This window comes from Streptomyces sp. ML-6, from assembly GCF_030116705.1.
Taxonomy (GTDB): domain Bacteria; phylum Actinomycetota; class Actinomycetes; order Streptomycetales; family Streptomycetaceae; genus Streptomyces.
This window is the reverse complement of the sequence record NZ_JAOTIK010000004.1, coordinates 62,915-82,629: the sequence shown is the minus strand read 5'-3', so window position 1 is coordinate 82,629 and position 19,715 is coordinate 62,915. Positions and strand designations below refer to the sequence as shown.

Genomic DNA, 19,715 nt, shown 5'->3' with positions numbered 1-19,715 from the left:
CGCCACGTACGGCCGTTTTCCGGAGGAACGTAATCCGTTGCCCTATCGTCCGGGCATCACGGCGGCTTCCACCCCCGCCCGCACCCCCGTGACCAGCCAGTACACCCCGCCGGGGCGGTTATAGGACGCACATAGCGCACCCCGCGAGCATCGGTGCACCACCGCACACCCATGCACACCCACGCACCAACGCACTGCACACCGACGCACACCGCACACCGCACACCAACGCACACCGCACACCAACGCACCGCACACCAACGCACTGCACACCGATGCACCGCCCACCGACGAAGGAGACCCACCGATGCCGCACAACACCATGGACCGCCGGGGCGTCCTCAGGGCCGCCGCCGGCATCGCCGGGGCGGCGGCCGCGGTGACGGTGGCCGGCACCCTGCCGGCCACCGCCCACGGCCGGCCCCACCGGTTCCCCGAGGTCCCGGGCATGGTCGGCGACCGCCGCGCCAACGAGTTCTGGTACGAGTACGACGAGCGGTTCTACTACAACCCCACCCCCGACCTCGTCGAGGCCGTCGACGTCATCTGCAAGCCGTTCGGCGACTTCACCAAGGTCGACTCCGCCTGGGCCGCCACCCGCGCCGGCGGCCGCTACCCGCGCAGCTACCTGGAACTCATCCGCCCCAACCGCGACGCCTTCGCCCTCCTGTCCCACGCCCAGCGCGAGGTCTACCGCGAGTTCTACCGCCACGACCCGCACGGACTGGTCCGCGCCTTCCAGCTCTTCGGCCAGGGCGTCCTGTTCGACCCGCGCCGCCCGGCCGGCAACAAGGTCCACATGATGAACTTCACCCCGCCGGACTTCACCCACGCCTACCACCGCTGGCACCCCTTCCTGGCCGGCTTCCGGCTGCTGGACATCGACGTGCAGTGGTGGACACACATCAACCGCCTCGCGGGCACCGCCTGGGAACTGCAGTCCCTGGGACAGCCGGTCACCGACGCCAACGACAACAAGCACCTGCCCCGGCGCACCGTGCACGGCATCACCCGCAAGTGGCTGCACCGCAGCCCCCGCCGCCTCGACCAGGCCTTCGACACCTACCCCTACCCGGCCGACCTGGGCAAGTTCTAGACCCCCGGGCCCCGCCGGCCCCACCCCCCGTACGACTCAGGAGGCACAGCCCACCATGCCAGCCACGACCGCAACTTCACCCCGCATCGGCGTCTGGATGATCGGCGCACGAGGCTCGGTCGCCACGGCCGCGACCGCCGGCGCCGCCGCGATCGCCGCGGGCCACGCCTCCCCGGACGGATGCGTCACGGACCTCCCCCCCTTCCGCGACGCATCCCTCCCGGCCCTCGCCGACCTCGTGTTCGCCGGACACGACATCGTGTCCGTCCCCCTGACGGCGAGGGCCGGGCAACTCGCCGCGGCAGGCGTCCTGCCCCCCGCACTCCCCGCCACCGTGCACGACGCCCTGGAAGCCGCCGACCGCGAGATCCGCGACGGATCCCCCCGCCCCGGCGAGACCCAGGCCGCCACCGCCGCACGCCTGGCCGCCGACATCGTCTCCTTCCGCGAACGGCACGCCCTGGAACAGGTCGTCGTCCTCAACGTCTCCTCCACCGAACCCCTGCCCGACCCCGACCCCGCCCACCTCGACCTCACCCACCTCGAGAACGCCCTCGCCACCAGCACCGGCCTGCTCCCGCCCAGCTCCCTGTACGCCTACGCCGCCTTCCGCGCCGGCTGCGCCTACGTCAACTTCACCCCCTCCGCGGGCGCCTCGCTGCCCGCCCTGGAACAACTCGCCCGCCTGCGCGGTGTCCCGCACGCCGGCCGCGACGGCAAGACCGGCGAGACCCTCGTCAAGAGCGCCCTGGCCCCGATGTTCACCCAGCGCGCCCTGCGCCTGCGCTCCTGGTCGGGCACCAACCTCCTGGGCGGCGGCGACGGCGCCACCCTCCAGGACCCCGCCGCCGCCCGCAGCAAGACCGAGTCCAAGCAGCGCAGCCTGGAGGAGACCGTCGGCCACCCCGTCCAGGGCCAGGTCCACATCGACAACGTCCCCGAGATGGGGGAGTGGAAGACCGCCTGGGACCACATCTCCTTCGAGGGCTTCCTCGGCGTACGGATGTCCATGCAGTTCACCTGGCAGGGCTGCGACTCCGCCCTGGCCGCCCCGCTCGTCCTGGACCTGGCCCGGCTGGCCGCCCACGGCCGCCGCCGCGGCGAGAGCGGCGCACTGACCGCCCTGGGCTTCTTCTTCAAGGACCCGGCCGGCTCCCGCGAGCACAACCTCACCCTCCAGTACGAGGCCCTGACCGCCTGGGCCACCGCCCCCGTCCCGGCCACCGCGGGCAGCCCCCGGTGAACACCGCCCTGGCCGCCTACGCGGAACTGGTCCGCGCCCCGGCCGCCCTCACGGTCCCCGGCGACGTCGTCGCCGGGGCCCTGGCCGCCGGCCGCCCCAACGCCCTGCGCACCACGGCCCTGGCCGCCTCCTCCGTCACCCTGTACTGGGCGGGCATGGCCCTCAACGACTGGGCCGACCGCACCCAGGACGCCACCGAACGCCCCCACCGCCCCATCCCCTCGGGCCGCCTCACCCCCCGCGCCGCCCTGGCCACCGCCACCGCCCTCACCGGCACGGGCCTGGGCCTGGCCGCCCTCGCCGGCGGCCGCCGCACCCTGCTGCACCGCACCCTGCCGCTGGCCGCCGCCGTCTGGGCCTACGACCTCGGCCTCAAACACACCCCGCTCGGCCCCGCCACCATGGCCGCCGCCCGCGCCCTGGACGTCCTGCACGCCACCGCCCCCGGCCGCCTGCCCGCCGCCCTCCCGGCCGCCGCCACCATCGCCGCACACACCTACGCACTCACCCGCCTCAGCCGCCACGAGACCGACGGCGCACCGCCCGGCGAACCGAAACTCTCCCTGGCCACCACCACGGCCATCACCACCGCCAACACCGCCCGCCTCCTCACCACCCCGCCCGCCGCCAAACACCCCGCCCTGGTCACCGCCACCGCCCTGGCCGCCTACGCCGCCACCTGCACCCGCGCCCAGAGCGCCGCCGCCCGCACCCCCTGCGCCCCCCGCGTCCGCACCGCCGTCACCACCGGCATCCACGCCCTGCTCCCCCTCCAGGCCGCCCTGATCGCCCGCACCGGAGCACCCCTGCTCGCCCTGCCGTTCGTCGCCGCCCTGCCCCTGGCCGGCCGCCTCGCCCGGAAGGTGTCCCCGACATGAGCCCCCGCCACCCCGCCCCGCCCCAGGGCCTGCGCCTGGCCTACGGCACCAACGGCTTCGCCGACCACCGCCTGCCCGACGCCCTGCGCATCCTGGCCGACCTCGGCTACCAGGGCGTCTCCCTCACCCTGGACCACCAGCACCTCGACCCCTACGCACCCGACCTGCCCCAGCAGATCACCCGCACCCGCCACGCCCTGGAGGCCACCGGCCTCGCCGTCGTCGTCGAGACCGGCGCCCGCTACCTCCTGGACCCCTGGCACAAACACCGCCCCACCCTGATGTCCGCCGAACCGGAAGGCCGCGAACTGCGCCGCGGACTGCTGCGCCGCGCCATCGGCATCGCCGCCGAACTCGGCGCCGAGGCCGTCCACTTCTGGAGCGGCACCCCCGACCCGGACACCACCCCCGAACAGGCCTGGCACCACCTCGTCGAGGGCTGCGCCGAAACCGTCGCGCACGCCGACGCCACCGGCATCGACCTCGCCTTCGAACCCGAACCCGGCATGCTCGTCGCCGACCTCGCCGGCTACCGCAGACTCCACCGCACCCTGGGCCACCCCGACCGCTTCCGCCTCACCCTGGACATCGGCCACTGCCAGTGCCTGGAACCCCACACCGTCTCCCGCTGCATCGAACTGGCATCCGACCGCCTCGCCCACGTCCAGATCGAGGACATGCGGCGCGGCATCCACGAACACCTCCCCTTCGGCCAGGGCGAGATCGACTTCCCCCCGGTCCTGCACACCCTGACCACCACCGGATACCGCGGACTGGTCTCCGTCGAACTGCCCCGGCACAGCCACGCCGCCACCGCGACCGCCCGCCACAGCATCGAGTTCCTGCGCACCGCAGCCCGGCCGAAGGAGACCGAACCGGCATGACCGCACCCACGATCACCCCGCCCCCCGCCACCGTGCACCACCCCCTGACCCTGCGCGCCCTGGCCGAAGGACTTAGCGCCGCCCTCGGCCACGAACACCGCACCCGCCTGGCCCAGGACCTCCAGGCCGTCACCGAACAGGGCCCGCCCGCCCTCGACACCCGCTTCCCCGCCGCCGGCCGCACCTACGGCCGCACCCGCCTGCCCGGCTGGGCGGGCTGGCACATCGAGGACGCCGTACGCACCCGCCTGCTCGCCCAACTCGGCCTCCCCGCCACACCCCTGGCCCAGGAAGTCACCCGCCGCTACCACGACGGCGACGCGGCCGAACGCCGCGGCGTCCTGCACGCCCTGCCCTTCCTGCCCCTGGGCCCCCACGCCGTCCACCTCACCGACGACGCCCTGCGCACCAACGACACCCGCCTGATCGCCGCCGCACTCGGCCCCTACGCACAGGCCCACCTCGACCAGTACCGCTGGCGCCAGGCCGTCCTGAAATGCCTGTTCACCAACATCCCCCTGGCCAAAGTCGCCGGACTGCACGAACGACGCGACGCCGAACTCGCCCGGATGGCCGCCGGCTTCGCCGCCGAACGCCGCGCCGCCGGCCGCACCGTACCCGCAGACCTGTGGCTGATCGCCACCCACGACGGCTGAGAAACCACCCCCGCCCGGCCCCGCACCCAGGACCGGGCCCCACCCACCCGACGGAGACCGGCCATGCGCATATTCGACCCGCACATCCACATGACGTCCCGGACCACCGACGACTACCGGGCCATGTACGACGCAGGTGTACGCGCCCTGGTGGAACCGGCCTTCTGGCTCGGCCAGCCACGCACCCACCCGGCCAGCTTCGCCGACTACTTCGACGCCCTGCTCGGCTGGGAGCCCTACCGCGCCGCCCAGTTCGGCATCCGCCACCACTGCACCATCGGCCTCAACCCCAAGGAGGCCAACGACCCGCGCTGCACCCCCGTGCTCGACCTGCTGCCGCGCTACCTCGCCAAGGACTCCGTCGTAGCGGTCGGGGAGATCGGCTACGACACCATGACCGACGCCGAGGACCACGCCTTCCGGGCCCAGCTCGCCCTGGCCGTCGAATTCGCCCTGCCCGCCCTCGTCCACACCCCCCACCGCGACAAGGCCGGCGGCACCGCCCGCTCCCTGGCCGTCATCGAGGAATCCGGCATCGACCCCGCACACGTCGTCCTGGACCACCTCAACGAGGTCACCGTCACCGAAGTGATCGACACCGGCTGCTGGATGGGCTTCTCCGTCTACCCCGACACCAAGATGACCCCGCAGCGGATGGTCGCCATCCTCAAAAAGTACGGAACGGAACACATGCTCGTGAACTCGGCGGCCGACTGGGGACACAGCGACCCCCTCCTCACCAGGACCACCGCCCAGGCCATGCTCGACGCCGGTTTCGACGAGGATGATGTCGACCGCGTCATGTGGCGCAACCCGATCACGTTCTACGGACAGTCGGGCAGGCTCGACCTGGACGGTTACAACGATGTACAGGCCGCGGGGCTGTACGCCGGCAACTCGATCGCCCGCGGCGGCAGCTGAGGGCGATTCATCATGCGTCTGCACCACCCCGACTCCACCACCATCCACCTCGCCTACTGCACCAACGTGTACCCGGCGGAAACCCTCGACGGGATCACGGCCCAGCTCACCGGCCACGCCGAACAGGTCCGCCGCCACCTGGACACCGACCTCGTCGGCCTGGGCCTGTGGCTCCCCGCCGACGTCGCCCACCACCTCGCCGCCCACCCGGACGACACCGAGAAACTGCGCCGCACCCTGACCGCCCGCGGCCTGGAAACCGTCACCCTCAACGGCTTCCCCTACCGCGGCTTCCACACCCCCGTCGTCAAACGCGGCGTCTACTTCCCCGACTGGTCCGAACCCTCCCGCCTCACCTACACCCTCAACCTCGCCCGCGTCCTGGCCGCCCTGCTGCCCCAGGACGCGGCCCGCGGCTCCATCTCCACCCTGCCCCTGGCCTGGCGCACCCCCTGGACCGGCGTGCAGCGCTCCACCGCCGCCCGCCACCTCGACGACCTGGCCGCCGGACTCAAACAGATCGAGGCCGAGACCGGCCGCACCATACGCGTCGGCCTGGAACCCGAACCCGGCTGCGTCGCCGAGACCACCGCCCAGGCCGCCCACGCCATCGCCGGCGCCGACCACGACTGGATCGGCCTGTGCCTGGACGCCTGCCACCTCGCCGTCCAGCACGAGGACCCGCACGACGCCGTCGCCGCCCTGACCGCCGCAGGCGTACCCGTCGTCAAACTCCAGGCATCCTCCGCCCTGGTCGCCGACACCCCCGCCGACCCCGAGTCCCGCCGGGCCCTGCACTCCTTCACCGAACCCCGCTTCCTGCACCAGGTCCGCGAACAGCTCCCCGACGGCACCCTGCGCGGCTGCGACGACCTCGCCCCCGCCCTGGCCGGCGCCCTGCCCGGCCACGCCCCCTGGCGCATCCACTACCACGTCCCCCTGCACGACCAGCCCGAACCACCCCTGCGCAACACCAGCGACGCCCTCCAGGAAACCCTGCGCGCCACCCTCGGCGGACCGCACGCCCTCACCGACCACGTCGAGGTCGAGACCTACACCTGGGACGTCCTGCCCCCCGGACTGCGCCCCACCGGCGCCCCGGGCATCGCCGCCGGCATCGCCACCGAACTCGAATGGACCCACGGCGAACTGACCCGCCTCGGCCTCACCGAGCACCCCGGAGCCACCCCATGACCACCCGCCAGGTCGCCGTCCTGTGCACCGTCGGCCTCACCCCCCGCCTCCTGGGCGCGATGCCCCACCTCGCCGCCATCGGCCAGGAAGGCTTCACCGCCCGCCTCGACACCGTCTTCCCCGCCGTCACCGCCACCGTCCAGGCCACCCTCACCACCGGCCTGCTGCCCCGCGACCACGGCGCCGTCGCCAACGGCTGGTACCACCGCGACCACGGCGAAGTCATGATGTGGCGCCAGCACAACGCCCTCGTCCACGGCGAGAAGGTCTGGCAGGCCGCCCGCCGGAAGAACCCCGCCCACACCACCGCCTACCTGTGCTGGTGGTGGGCCATGGGCGCCGACGTCGACACCATCCTCACCCCCCGCCCCGTCTACCACTACGACGGCCGCAAATCCCCCGACTGCTACACCAAACCCGCCGCACTGCGCGACGAACTCACCGCCCTCCAGGGCGAGTTCCCCCTCTTCCACTACTGGGGCCCCACCGCCTCCATCGCCTCCACCCGGTGGATCGCCCAAGCCGCCCGCCACATCGACGCCACCCGCCGCCCCGACCTGTCCTTCATCTACCTGCCCCACCTCGACTACGACCTCCAGCGCCACGGCCCCCACAGCCCCCAGGCCCTGCGCGCCGCCCGCGAGGCCGACACCGCCCTCGCCCCCCTCCTGGCGGACCTGCGCGACCGCGGCACCACCGTCGTCGCCCTCGCCGAGTACGGCATCAGCCCCGTCTCCCGCCCCGTCGACATCAACCGCGCCCTGCGCCGCGAAGGACTCCTGTCCGTCTCCACCCAGCGCGGCATGGAATACCTGGACCCCTGCACCTCCCGCGCGTTCGCCGTGGCCGACCACCAGGCCGCCCACGTGTACGTCGCCGACCCCGCCGACATCCCGCGCGTGCGCGACGTCCTCAAGCACACCGAGGGAATCGACGAGATCTGGGACCGCACCCAGCAGCACACCTACGGCATCGACCACCCCAACGCGGGCGAACTGGTCGCCGTCACCGAACCGGACGCCTGGTTCACCTACTACTACTGGCTCGACGACACCCGCGCCCCCGACTTCGCGCGCGGCGTCGAGATCCACCGCAAGCCGGGCTACGACCCGGCCGAACTCTTCTTCGACCCCGCCGACAGGGCGGTGAAGGCGAAGGCGGCACTCACCCTGCTGCGCAAGAAGGCCGGGATGCGCGCACCGCTCACCGTGGTGCCGCTCGACCCGGCCCACGTCAGGGGCAGCCACGGACGGCTGCCCCAGGACCACCGGGACGGGCCGCTGCTGCTGTGCTCCGACCCGGGCCAGGAACGGGACCGCTACCACGCCACCGAGGTCAAGGAACTGCTCCTGCGCCTCAACGGACTGGCCTGAGACCGGCCGTATCGACAAGGATCGAGAGGAGGCCAGATGACACCTCGGCGGAACACCGCGATCAGCGAGGTGCGCATACCCCGCCCGGCGCTCGAAGCGGTCGCCCGGATGCGGGAATCGGGCGAGATCCACGTGTGGTGGTGGCCGCTCGGCACCAGGACCGACCCGGCCGACCACGCCGTGCTCGACGAGGTGGAACGGGGCCGGGCCCGGCGCTTCCACGCCGAGGCGGACGCGGCCGCGTTCACCGCCACCCGGGCCGGTGCCCGGCGGGCCGTGGCCGCACTGCTCGGCATCGAACCGCACCAGGTCGGCTTCGGCCGCCGCACCTGCCCCGGCTGCGGCGACCGGGAACACGGCCCGCCGGCCGTGTCCGACCCGCCGGTCCCGCTCGCGGTCAGCCTGTCCCGCACCGCGGGGGCCGGAGCCTTCGCGGTACGGGCGGGCGACTGGGTGGGCGTGGACGTGGAGGCCCTGCGGCCGGTCGAACCGGCCGGCCTGGCCGACATGGTTCTCACCGGGCCCGAGAGCGCACACGTCCTGGGCCTGCCCGCCGGCCCGGCCAGGGACGCCGCCTTCCACCGGGCCTGGACCCGCAAGGAAGCCGTCGTCAAGGCCGTCGGCCTCGGCCTGCTGGGCATGCCGCTCAACACCCTGGACGTCCACCCCGCCCAGGACGGGCCCGTCCAGGTGGTGCACCGCTACCGCGGTGAGGAAACACGCTGGCAGGTGACGGACCTCGACATCGGCGAGCGCTGGGCGGCCTCCGTGGCCCGCCCCGCCGACGGCCCCGCCGGACCGGTCCACCTCCACGCCCCGGCGTGAGAGCAAGCTTCGCGCCGCGAGAACCCCCTTCCCGCGGCGCGAAGCCATGCCCGAAACCCCGCGCACCCCACCCCCCACCCGGAGTCCCGATGGCCCTCACCCAGCACCCCACCCCCGCCCCGGCCCCCGCACCCACTCCCGCACCGGCCCCCGCACCCACTCCCGCACCGGCCCCCGCACCCACTCCCGCACCGGCCCCCGCACCCACCCCCGCACCCGCCCCCGCCCCGGCCCCCGCACCCCGCAAAGGCCCCCGCACACCCCGCCCCCGGCCCCGCACCCCTCCTCGCCGCAGCCCTCACCGCCGCCGCCCTCATCACCGCCGCCGCCCTCGCCACGGGCCCCGTCCGCACCTGGCTGGACACCATGGCCGGCGTCGCCGCCCTGGTCTGCCTCTCCGGCTCCGTACTCCTCGGCCTCACCAGCACCTTCCGCGACCTGCTCACCCCACGCCACCGCCAGTACGCCCAGCACCTGCACCGCACCGCCGCCCTGGCCGGAACCGCCTTCCTCCTCCTGCACATCACCGTCAAGACCGCAGCCCACCGCATCACCCCCCGCGACGCCCTCCTCATCGGCCCGCCCCCCACCACCCGGGCCGACCTCTGGCTCGCCCTGGGCACCCTGGCCTGCCACCTCTTCCTGCTGGCCGCCGCCACCGGCATCTGGCGCGGCCTGTTCGCGGCCCGCCGCTGGATCCGCCCCTTCCGCATCCTGCACGCCGCCTCCTACGCAGGCTGGACCGCCGCCGTGATCCACGGCCTCACCGCGGGCCGCACCCCCGCCCCCTGGGTCACCGCCTCCTACGCCGCCTGCCTCACCGCCGCCGCGGCAGCCCTCCTCCACCGCCGCCGGCGCACCCTCTCCCGCCGCAGGACACCCACCCAACCGCCCCGAACCGCCCATAAATAGATCGAATATAGAAGTACGGAACACGCTCGACCCGATGCCTTATACGCTCAAAAACCATCCCTCTGAGACCCGGAACCACATGATGGAGAGGACAGGTCGCAACATGGTGACCGAGACGAGCCGCCCTTCCCGAAACAACGGCTACAACACGGTCAACCGGGGGTACGCCCTTCGACTGGCCGACGTGACAAAGGTGTACGGCAAAAACGGCAGAGGCGTACGGGCCCTGGACGGGGTCTCCGTAGGGATCGAGCGCGGCTCCTTCACCGCCGTGATGGGCCCCTCCGGCTCCGGCAAATCGACCTTCCTGCACTGCGCCGCCGGCCTCGACAAACCCACCACCGGCCAGTCCTACATCGGCGACACCCAGCTCAACGACATGAACGAGACCCAGCTGACGAAACTGCGCCGCCAGCGCATCGGCTTCGTCTTCCAGGCCTTCAACCTCATCCCCTCCCTGTCGGTCCGCCAGAACGTCGAACTGCCCCTGCGCCTGGCCGGCGAGAGCCTCGACAGGAACTGGCTCGACGAGATCCTGGGCCGCGTCGGCCTGGGCGGCCGCGCCTCCCACCGCCCCGCCGAACTCTCCGGCGGCCAGCAGCAGCGCGTCGCCATCGCCCGCGCCCTCATCACCCGCCCCGACGTCATCTTCGGCGACGAACCCACCGGCGCCCTCGACACCGTCACCGCCAAGGAAATCCTCTCCCTGCTGCGCACCTGCGTGAACGAGACCGGCCAGACCGTCGTCATGGTCACCCACGACCCGGTCGCCGCCTCCTACGCCGACACCGTCTTATTCCTGGCCGACGGCAAGATCGCCGGCCAGATGGAAGCCCCCACCGCCGACCTCGTCGCCGAGCGCATGACGCACCTGGGAGCGTGGGCCTGATGCTGCGCTACGCACTGCAGACCCTCAAGGCCAGGAAAGGCGGCTTCATCGGCGCCTTCCTCGCCCTGTTCTGCGCCGCCGCCCTGGTCACCGCCTGCGGCATCCTCCTGGAAACCGGCCTGCGCGGCACCATCGCCACCGAACGCTACGCCGCCGCCCCGGTCATCGTCGGCGCCGACCAGAACGTCCACCAGACCACCATCAAGAAGAAGAAGGGCAAGGTCAAACAGAAGCACAAGGCCAAGCCCCTGGCCGAACGGGTCTGGCTGCCCGAGAAAACCCTCCAGACCCTCGCCGCCCTGCCCGGCGTGCGCAAGGCGGTGCCCGAGACGAACTTCCCCGCCCACGCCGTCGGCCCCCAGGGCCGCATCGTGCCCGGCATCGACAACAAACCCTCCTACGGACACGCCTGGTCCTCCGCCGAACTGACCCCCTTCCGGCTGACCGAGGGCAAAGCACCCACCCACCCGGGCGACGTCGTCCTGGACCGGGAACTGGCCACCCGCACCGGCCTGAAGACCGGCAGCAGTCTCGTCATCCAGTCCACCGGCGCCCCCACCACCTACAAGGTCAGCGGCATCGCCGCACCCCAGGACGGCGACCTGCACCAGCAGACCTCCCTGTTCTTCTCCGACGAGACCGCCCGCACCCTGTCCGGCCGCCCCGGCCGGATCACCGCCGTCGGCCTGCTGCCCAAACCCGGCGTCTCCCCCTCCGACCTCGCCGACCAGGCGAAGAAGGCCCTGGACGGCGACGGCCGCAGGTACGCCGTCGCCACCGGCGGCGAACGCGGCCCCATCGAATTCCTCGACGCGGGCAAGGCCCGCGTCAAACTCGTCTCCATGGGCGGCGCCATGGGCGGCACCTCCCTGCTCGTCGCGGTCCTCGTCGTCGTCGGCACCTTCGCCCTGTCCATCCAGCAGCGCTACCGCGAACTCGCCCTGCTGCGCGCCATCGCCGCCACCCCCAAGCAGGTCCGCCAGCTGATCGGCCGCGAAGCCCTGATCATCGGCGGCCTCGCCGGCGGCCTCGGCTCGGTGGCCGGCCTGCCCATCGCGTACTGGCTGCACAGCAAGTTCATCGACTTCAAGGCCATCCCCGACACCCTCGAACTCACCTTCAGCTTCGTGCCGTTCGCCGCCGCCGTCGGCGCGGCCCTGCTCGGCGCCTGGGTCGCGGCCCGCATCTCCGCCCGCCGCACCGCCCGCATCCGCCCCGCCGAAGCCCTGTCCGAAGCATCCATGGAACAGCGCCACTTCGCCTGGGGACGGCTCGGCGCGGGCATCCTCGTCCTGGCCCTCGGCATCGGCGTCGTCGTCCTGCTGGGCTTCCTGCGCACCGAACCGGCCTCGCAGCCCGTCACGTTCCTGTCCGTCGTCGTCCTGGCCGTCGCGGTCTCACTGCTCGGCCCGGTCATCGCCCGCATCGCCGTCGCCGTCCTGGGCATCCCGCTGAAACTCTCCCGCGTCGGCGGCCACCTCGCCACCGCCAACGCCCGCGCCAACGCCAAACGGATGGCCGCCGCCGTCACCCCCCTGGTCCTGCTCATCGGCATGGCCTGCACCGTCCTGTTCGTGCAGACCACCATGGGCGACGCCGCCACGGCCCAGGCCAAGGCCGGCAACCGGGCCGACTGGGTGGTCGCCTCCGACGGCCCCGGCGTCCCCGCCCAGGCCACCGACGCCCTGCGCACCGTGCCCGGCGTCACTCAGGTCACCGAGATTGTCCGCACCCAGGTCCGCGTCGGCCTCGACAAGTACCCCGCCCAGGGCATCTCCGCCCCCGGCCTCACCACCAACTGGGACCCCGACGTCTCCCGGGGAAGCCTCAAGGGCTTCGGGGACAGGAGCATCGCGATGAGCGACGTCTCCGCCGACCACCTCGGCAAGAAACCCGGCGACACGCTCAAAGTGACCCTCGGCGACGCCACCGTGGTCGAACTGAAGGTCGCCGCCGTCTACGAACGCGGCCTGGGATTCGGCGACCTGACCATGTCCCACGCCCTGGTGTCCCGGCACGTCGACAACCCGCTGGCCTCCTCCGTCCTGGTCAAGACCATCGGCGACGGCAAGGCCGGCCGCGAACAACTGGCCGCCGCCCTCAAACAGTTCCCCGGCCTCGGCGTCATGGACCGCACCCAGGTCGACGACCTCCAGGCCGAGGTCCAGCAGTCCAACGCCGAGGTCAACTACCTCGCCATGGGCCTGATCATCGCGTTCACCGCGATCGCCGTGGTCAACACCCTGGCCATGTCGGTCTCCGACCGCACCCGCGAGTTCGCCCTCCTGCGCCTGGTCGGCACCACCCGCCGCCAGGTGATGTCGATGCTCAGGATCGAGTCCGCCCTGATCGTCCTGGTCGCCGCGGTCCTGGGCACCGCCATCTCCCTCGCGGTCCTCACCGCCTTCAGCATCGGGATGACCGGCGCCGCCCAGCCCTCCCTCGACCTGCCGATGTTCCTGGGCGTCCTCGGCCTGGCCGCACTCCTCACCGCAACGGCCACCCTGGTCCCCGGCCGCGTCGCCCTCGGCGGCCGCCCCGCCGACGTCATCAGCGCCCGCCAATGACACCACCCCGGGGTGCGGCCGGACCCGGCCGCACCCCCACCACACCGCACGACACCACGGCCGAGGGGCCGGCCCCCACCACCGGGGGCCGGCCCCTCGGCCGACAACGGACACCGGACGCTCAACCCCGCTCAGCCCAGCACCGCACCATTGCCCGCCCGGTCCACCCGGCTGCGCCGGTGGTCCAGATGCGCGTACACCCGGTGCAGCCAGCGGTCCGCACCGTCATAGGACGGAGTGAACGACGTACGGCCGTGCACCGCCAGACGGTTGTCCACCACGGCCAGGTCACCCACCCGCAGCGACAGCGCCGACATCGTCTCCACGAACGCCTCCCGCAGCTCCGCCATGGCCCCCCGGGCCTCGTCGTCCAGCGGATGCGTGGCGGAGAAGTCCACCAGCACATTGGGATCCGCCGCATCCCCGTTCAGCACCGCATGGGCGGCCGCCACCCGGTCCAGCACACCGAAGGACGGCGGCGGCTCCGTCAGGAACCGCGGCTCACCCAGCACCGCCCGCGCCTTCGCGGAAAGCAGCGGAAGCGCCCGGCGGACCGACGACGTGCACAGCCTCGCATCCCCCGTCGGATCCTCCCGCACACACAGCAGACCCACAAAATCCGGGCGGTTGTCATGGAAAGCGTTCTCGATGTGGAGTTCGAGAAGAACAGAACCCGCATTGCTCTGCGAAGTCTCACTCCCCGGCACCGGAACAACATTCTGCACCAGGGCACCGCCCTTCTCGTTGCGGAACGCCACCACCTCCCCGAGATGAAGCATCGCGGTGGTGATCACGGAAGCGGCGACGGTGGGCACACGCTCCACCGACCCCTTCACCGCCGGAGTCGCCGGCAGCGGATCGCCCGCCACCACCGGCAGACCGCGCAGCAGGAGCACCCCGTCGGGGCCCGCATCGTGCCGGAACGCCCGCAACGCCGCGAGAATCCGGTGCGGAAGCCGCACGGACACCTCACGAGCAGCCTCCAGCCAGCAAGGATCATCGATCCTGCCGCCCCCCGGATCCTGCGCCACCAACTGCCCGGCGACCGCGGCCACCGCACTTCGCTCGGCCGCGGTCAGCTCCACGACAGTACCGGCCGCAGCCGCGGAACGCGGCACAAAAAGCGTATGGGTCTTGGACATACGAATATCCCTCGGATCGGTCGGAAATGACCGCACCAGTCTCCGGGGAACCGCTATCGCAACCCTACGGGGAATGCACACGGACACATATAGACGGCCCGTAGCCGCCCGGCGGACGATCGCCCCGTGGCATTTCTGCCCGCACGGCCCGGCCCCACGGACCGGCCAGAAACCACAGAACAACAAAAAAAGAGACCCGAAAAGCCGGAAAAACCGGCCGAGGCCGGCACGGACACGAAGAAACGAGGGTCACCCCATGGCATTCACGCACGACACACCGAACAACACCGGCCCCGGGCAGCCACCCCGGGCCGCCCCCACCCCACCGGACCTCGCCGGCGCCGCCCACATCTGGTGGTGGCAGCCACCGCAGCAAGTCCTCCCCGACGACCTCGCCCTGCTCGGCACCGACGAATTCCACCGCGCCCTGAGCCTGCTGGCCGAACGGGACGTCGCCGCCTTCGTGCACACCAGGGCCGGAGCACGCCGCGCCCTGTCCGAACTGCTGCTCGTACCACCGCAAACCATCGAACTGGGCCGCCGCCGCTGCCCCGGCTGCAAAGACCCCGGACACGGCCCGCCCATCATCGAACACCCCCAAGTGCCCTGGGCCATCAGCCTCTCCCGCACCGCGGGATACGGCGTCTTCGCCCTCACCGAAGGACACGCCATCGGCATCGATGTCGAAGAGGTGCGCCCCCTGCGCCGCACCTCGCTGTACGACTCGGTACTGACCGACAACGAACGCGCCCACCTGCTCTCACTGCCGCCCGGACCCCGGCGCGACACCGGCTTCCACCGCATCTGGACCCGCAAGGAAGCCGTCGTGAAAGCAGCCGGACTCGGCCTGGTGGGCACCGCACTGAACCGGCTGGAGACCTGGCCGGCCCGGCACGGACCGGTCCGCGTCCTGCACACCCACTCCGGCCGCACCACCGTCTGGTCGGTACAGGACCTGCAACTCGACGACCACGTCGCCGCCGCCCTCGCCCGCCCGCCCGGCGACAACCCCCCCGGACCCGTCCACATCCACCCCCTCCCCGCACCGCCCGGCCGGCCCGGCACACCGCCCCGCACCGAAGGAAACCCGCCCTCATGACCACACCGCACCTCCAAACCGCACCACCCCGCCACCCCGGCCCCGCCCCGGCCACCACCCCCGCCGAAAGCCCCGGCCCGCTCGACGACACCGCACTGACCCGGTACTTCGCCGACCTCGCCACCGCCGTCGAACAGGCCGACCCCGGCCCCGCCGCACCCGGCGGCTGGGAGGAACGCGAACGCGTCCGGGTCTGCGCCTGGGTCCGCACCGCCTACGAACACCCCCTGTCCACCACCGTGTTCGCCCACCCCGACAGCACGGTCGCCCACCAGGTGCGCACCGCCCAGGCCACCGAACTCGGCTTCCGCATCGACGTCGGCCGGAGCCGCACCCTCCCGGCCAAGCCCTCCGCCGAGGTCCGGGCCGTCGCCGCCGTCGCCGCGATGTGGGCGGTCACCGCCACCGCCCTCACCCCCGCCACACCCCGCCCGCCCCGCGAACGCCTCGTCGCCGACGCCTGGACCGTGGTCCGCGAGACCATCGCCCCCGCCCTCGTCCCCGAGATCCCCACCTACTCCTGGACCCGCGGAACATGGTGACACCCCGCACGCCGGCCCTCCCGTGAACGGCACCGCCACCCCCGCCCCGGCCACCGCGGTCACCCGACCGCGGTGGCACCGCCGCGCACCACCCCCGCACCCCCCACGGAGGACGGGGGAGCGAAAGCGGCCGGGTCCGGCGCCGCCGCGTACAACAGCACCAGCTCATGACACCGGTACAGCGGAAGCCCCTGCGCATCGAGCCCCGACAGATCCAGCAGCGCGCTGTCCACCAGCAGCTCCAGCACCCGCTCCGCCTCCTCCTCCAACACCCCCAGACGCACCGACACGTCCCGCGCCGAGAACGGCTCCGTACCGGCACCCGACAGCATCGCGAGCGCCTGCGGACCGGCAGCCGCCAGACGCCGCACCGACGGCAGCAACGCCCCGCGCACATCCAGATCACCGAACGACAGCTCCGCCAGCCGCCGCGCCGGATCCGCGAGCCGGTTCGCGAACCGCCCCGCCGGCCACGACGGCCGCGCCGCCATCCGCGCCCCCACCACGGCCAGCGCCAGCGGCAGCCCCCCGCAATAGGCCACCAGGTCCTCGGCGGCATCCGGGTCCTTCGCCGGCCGCTCCGCACCGGCCGCCGCCACCAGCATCGCCAGCGACTCCTCCTCGTCCAGCGGAGCCAGGGCCACCGTGTCCGCCCCCGCCACCCGGGCCAGCCGGGACCGGCTCGTGATCAGCACGGCCGCCTGCGGGCTCGCCGGCAGCAACGGCGCCACCTGCAGATCACCCGCCGCATCGTCCAGAACGACCAGGAGCCGCTTGCCCGAGGTCCGCGCCCGGTAGAGCCGGACCAGCTCGTCCCGGTCCAGGGCCCGCGAGGAACCCTCCTCCAGCCCCGGCTCGCCCAGCGCACGCAGCAGCCGCACCAGCACCTCGCCGGCGTCCTTGGGCCTGCCGTCACGGTGACACAGCTCGGCGAAGAGCTGCCCGTCGGGAAAACGGCCCGCACAGTCCTGCGCGGCCCGCACCACGAGCGCCGTCTTGCCCACCCCCGCCATCCCCGTCACCAGCAGACGCCGGGGCCGCCCAGCCCCCTCCGCCAGCCGCGCCGCCAGCAGCGACCGCTCCGCGGCCCGGCCCACGAAATCACCCTCCGCCGCGGGAAGCATGGCGGGCACATCGGACCGCCCCCGCGCCGCCCCTGCACCCCGCAGCCGCAACTCCCCGCCCAGCACGGCCTGGTACGTGGCCCCGAGCACCTCACCCGGATCCACCCCCAGCTGATCGACGAGCACCTTGCGCCCCTCGTAGTACGTCTGCAGCGCATCGGCCTGCCGCCCGCACCGGTACAGCGCGGTCATCAGCTGCGCCCGCAGCCGTTCCCGCACGGGATGCTCGGCGACCAGCCCCGTCAGTTCGGCGGTCACCTGCTCGTGCATGCCCAGCGCGAGATCCGCCTCGATCCGGTTCTCCAGCGCCAGCATCCGCGCCTCCTCCAGCCGCGGCAGCTCGGCCTCCAGGAGGAACTCGGTCACGTTCGACAGCGCCGGACCGCGCCACCACCCCAGCGCCTCGCCCAGCAGCGCCCGCGCATCGGCGTGCCGCCGCTCCCGCAGCGCCTCACGGCCGAGCCGGTCCAGCCGCTCGAACTCGACGACGTCGATACGGGCCCCGGGCGCGCGCAGGATGTACCCCGGCTGGCGCCGCACGATCTCGACCCCGTCGCCGAGCAGCTTGCGCAGCCGCGACATGTACGTGTAGATCTGCGCGTTCGCGGTGACCGGCGGGTCCCACCCCCACAGCATCGCGCTGAGCCGGGAGTCCGAGACGACCCGCCCGTGCGCGAGCAGCAGCGTGGCGAGGACCGTGTGCACCTTGGAACCGGACAGCGCGATCCAGTCCCCCTCACGCCGGGCCTCCACCGGCCCGAGAATCCGGAAGTCCATGCGGCAAACCCCTTTCAGGTCTGAGCCTCCTGCATGGAACCCGAAGGTAGGCGGCACCCTTATCCATGGGTTATCGCCCGGGCCCGCACACCGATACCGCCCCCGGACCGCGGCCTTCCGCCCCCGGACGACGACGGGCGGGCGGGCCGCACCCCGGCCCGCCCGCCCACCTGTCCGTCCGTGTCCGGCTGCTGCCGGAGGGGGCCTCAGCGCAGCCCGTAGTAGAGCGAGTTGTGCGCGACGTCCGGCAGGTACAGCACGTCCCTGCCGTCGGAGTCCCGCTGCACCGCGAGCCGGTCCGCGCTCACGCCCGGCGCGGCGGACTGCGAGGTCCAGGTCCCGTCCGCGGCCTGGGTCGCGGCGAAGACCCGGTCGGTGCCGGTGCCGGTGATGTAGTACACCCGCTTGGTGTCCGTCGCGTTCCAGGTGATGCCCAGGGCCGCCGCGGTCTGGCCGCCCGCGTACACGGTCTTGCTGACCCAGCTGCTGCCGCTCGGGTAGGCGTAGTGCACGCGGAAGTTGCCGCCGCTGTCGGCCGAGCGGTAGCGGTAGGCGACCTTCGGGGCGGAGCCGTCCAGGGTGAGCTTGGCGCTCTGCACCGCCGGGCCGGTGTAGGCGTTGTCGATGCTCCACTCCTCGCCCGCGGTGAGGTCCTGGATCACGTCGGAGGTGGCGGGGGTGACCGGGGTGGTGACGGCCGCGCCCGTGCTGTCGGCGAAGGCGCCGGTCGCCGGGTCGTAGCGCAGGTAGGACAGCTGGTGGCGGAACGCGGTCGCCGGGGCCTTGGCCCACTCGTACAGCAGGTGCACGCGCCCGGCGGCGTCCACCGTCAGGTCGTCGGGGTACACGGAGCGGTTCAGCGCCCCGGCGAAGGTGGCGACCGTGCTCCAGCGCGCGGCGGCGTTGTCCCAGCGGTACAGCTTGCCGGGCCGCTGGTCGGCGCCGGAGCCGACCCGGGCGGCCAGGTACAGGTCGCCGTTGGGCGCGGTGGTCACGACGGGGTAGGTGATGCCCACGCCCTGGTCGGGCAGTTCGGCCGCGTGGTCGGTGACGTCGGTGCCGGGGGCCTCGGTGCGGAAGTAGCGCCAGGAGCTGGCGTGCATGGAGGCGAACACGTGCAGGCGGCCGCTGCCGTCGCGCGCCACGGAGGGCTGGTTGTGCCCGTTGTCGTCGGGGAACTCGGCCTGCTGCCCGTTGCTGTTCAGCAGCGGAAGCCGGCTCCAGACCCCGTCGGGGTCGCGCCGGGCGATGGCCGGGCGGTGCGTGGCGGCCGTCGAGCCGGGCTCGTTGAAGGCGAAGTACGTGTACTGGCCGCGGCCCTTGTACGTGGCGACCGGCGTCCACCAGGCGGCCTGGTTCGACGAGTCCATCGCGTACGGGACCTTCTCGATCACCGTCGCCGCGGCCGCCGTGCCCCCGGCGCTGTCGGTGCTGTCGGCGTGGGCGGCCGGCAGGGCCGTGAGCAGGGCGGCCAGGGCCGCGGCCGAGGCGGCGTACGCGCGTGCCGTGGGACGTCGCAAGGTGAACTCCTTCGCGGGCGTGGGGTGGAGACGGTGCGGGCGGGGCGGGAAGCGGCCCCGCAGGCCGGCCCGC

General features: G+C 73.0%; 17 protein-coding genes. 14 read left to right on the top strand and 3 right to left on the bottom strand.

Annotated features, from left to right (window positions below; translation table 11 throughout):
• Positions 1–307: 307 nt before the first annotated feature.
• The 12 genes from OCT49_RS39025 (at position 308) to OCT49_RS38970 (ending at position 13,438) form a co-directional block, all read left to right on the top strand.
• A complete protein-coding gene (locus OCT49_RS39025; RefSeq protein WP_283856913.1) occupies positions 308–1,096 on the top strand; it encodes a Tat pathway signal sequence domain protein in 789 nt (262 codons plus the stop codon).
• A 55-nt stretch (positions 1,097–1,151) separates the two neighbouring features.
• Positions 1,152–2,339: an inositol-3-phosphate synthase gene (locus OCT49_RS39020; protein ID WP_283856912.1), complete on the top strand. Its 1,188-nt coding sequence runs from the start codon at positions 1,152–1,154 to the stop codon at positions 2,337–2,339.
• Positions 2,336–3,217, top strand: coding sequence for an SCO3242 family prenyltransferase (locus OCT49_RS39015; RefSeq protein WP_283856911.1), 882 nt, complete (start codon positions 2,336–2,338; stop codon positions 3,215–3,217). Before OCT49_RS39020 ends, OCT49_RS39015 begins: the two co-directional genes overlap by 4 nt.
• Positions 3,214–4,101: a sugar phosphate isomerase/epimerase family protein gene (locus tag OCT49_RS39010; protein WP_283856910.1), complete on the top strand. Its 888-nt coding sequence runs from the start codon at positions 3,214–3,216 to the stop codon at positions 4,099–4,101. Before OCT49_RS39015 ends, OCT49_RS39010 begins: the two co-directional genes overlap by 4 nt.
• A complete protein-coding gene (locus OCT49_RS39005; RefSeq protein WP_283856909.1) occupies positions 4,098–4,757 on the top strand; it encodes an EboA domain-containing protein in 660 nt (219 codons plus the stop codon). Before OCT49_RS39010 ends, OCT49_RS39005 begins: the two co-directional genes overlap by 4 nt.
• A gap of 63 nt (positions 4,758–4,820) precedes the next feature.
• Complete coding sequence (locus OCT49_RS39000; RefSeq protein WP_283856908.1) at positions 4,821–5,678, top strand: TatD family hydrolase; 858 nt, start codon at positions 4,821–4,823, stop codon at positions 5,676–5,678.
• A 12-nt stretch (positions 5,679–5,690) separates the two neighbouring features.
• The gene (gene eboE / locus OCT49_RS38995) at positions 5,691–6,872 is read left to right on the top strand and encodes a metabolite traffic protein EboE (protein ID WP_283856907.1); all 1,182 of its coding nucleotides are present in this window, start codon (positions 5,691–5,693) and stop codon (positions 6,870–6,872) included.
• A complete protein-coding gene (locus tag OCT49_RS38990) occupies positions 6,869–8,245 on the top strand; it encodes an alkaline phosphatase family protein (protein ID WP_283856906.1) in 1,377 nt (458 codons plus the stop codon). Before eboE ends, OCT49_RS38990 begins: the two co-directional genes overlap by 4 nt.
• A gap of 36 nt (positions 8,246–8,281) precedes the next feature.
• The gene (locus tag OCT49_RS38985; protein WP_283856905.1) at positions 8,282–9,070 is read left to right on the top strand and encodes a 4'-phosphopantetheinyl transferase family protein; all 789 of its coding nucleotides are present in this window, start codon (positions 8,282–8,284) and stop codon (positions 9,068–9,070) included.
• 366 nt (positions 9,071–9,436) lie between these two features.
• On the top strand, positions 9,437–9,982 hold the full coding sequence (locus tag OCT49_RS38980) for a ferric reductase-like transmembrane domain-containing protein (protein ID WP_283856904.1): 546 nt from the start codon (positions 9,437–9,439) through the stop codon (positions 9,980–9,982).
• 103 nt (positions 9,983–10,085) lie between these two features.
• Positions 10,086–10,871: an ABC transporter ATP-binding protein gene (locus OCT49_RS38975; RefSeq protein WP_283856903.1), complete on the top strand. Its 786-nt coding sequence runs from the start codon at positions 10,086–10,088 to the stop codon at positions 10,869–10,871.
• Complete coding sequence (locus OCT49_RS38970) at positions 10,871–13,438, top strand: FtsX-like permease family protein (RefSeq protein WP_283856902.1); 2,568 nt, start codon at positions 10,871–10,873, stop codon at positions 13,436–13,438. Before OCT49_RS38975 ends, OCT49_RS38970 begins: the two co-directional genes overlap by 1 nt.
• A 131-nt stretch (positions 13,439–13,569) precedes the next feature.
• Here OCT49_RS38970 and OCT49_RS38965 read toward each other — a convergent pair whose 3' ends face one another.
• On the bottom strand, positions 13,570–14,580 hold the full coding sequence (locus tag OCT49_RS38965) for a TauD/TfdA family dioxygenase (protein WP_283856939.1): 1,011 nt from the start codon (positions 14,578–14,580) through the stop codon (positions 13,570–13,572).
• A gap of 256 nt (positions 14,581–14,836) precedes the next feature.
• Here OCT49_RS38965 and OCT49_RS38960 point away from each other — a divergent pair, with 256 nt between their 5' ends.
• Together OCT49_RS38960 and OCT49_RS38955 are read left to right on the top strand one after the other, a co-directional pair.
• A complete protein-coding gene (locus tag OCT49_RS38960) occupies positions 14,837–15,679 on the top strand; it encodes a 4'-phosphopantetheinyl transferase family protein (protein WP_283856901.1) in 843 nt (280 codons plus the stop codon).
• On the top strand, positions 15,676–16,221 hold the full coding sequence (locus tag OCT49_RS38955; RefSeq protein WP_283856900.1) for a hypothetical protein: 546 nt from the start codon (positions 15,676–15,678) through the stop codon (positions 16,219–16,221). Before OCT49_RS38960 ends, OCT49_RS38955 begins: the two co-directional genes overlap by 4 nt.
• Before the next feature lie 59 nt (positions 16,222–16,280).
• Here the strand turns inward: OCT49_RS38955 and OCT49_RS38950 are convergent, their stop codons facing one another.
• Both OCT49_RS38950 and OCT49_RS38945 read right to left on the bottom strand, forming a co-directional pair.
• Positions 16,281–18,122 carry an AfsR/SARP family transcriptional regulator gene (locus tag OCT49_RS38950; protein ID WP_283856899.1) on the bottom strand — a complete coding sequence of 614 codons (1,842 nt, stop codon included), beginning with the start codon at positions 18,120–18,122 and terminating at the stop codon, positions 16,281–16,283.
• Between the two features lie 206 nt (positions 18,123–18,328).
• A complete protein-coding gene (locus OCT49_RS38945; protein ID WP_283856898.1) occupies positions 18,329–19,642 on the bottom strand; it encodes a BNR-4 repeat-containing protein in 1,314 nt (437 codons plus the stop codon).
• Between the last annotated feature and the right edge of the window lie 73 nt (positions 19,643–19,715).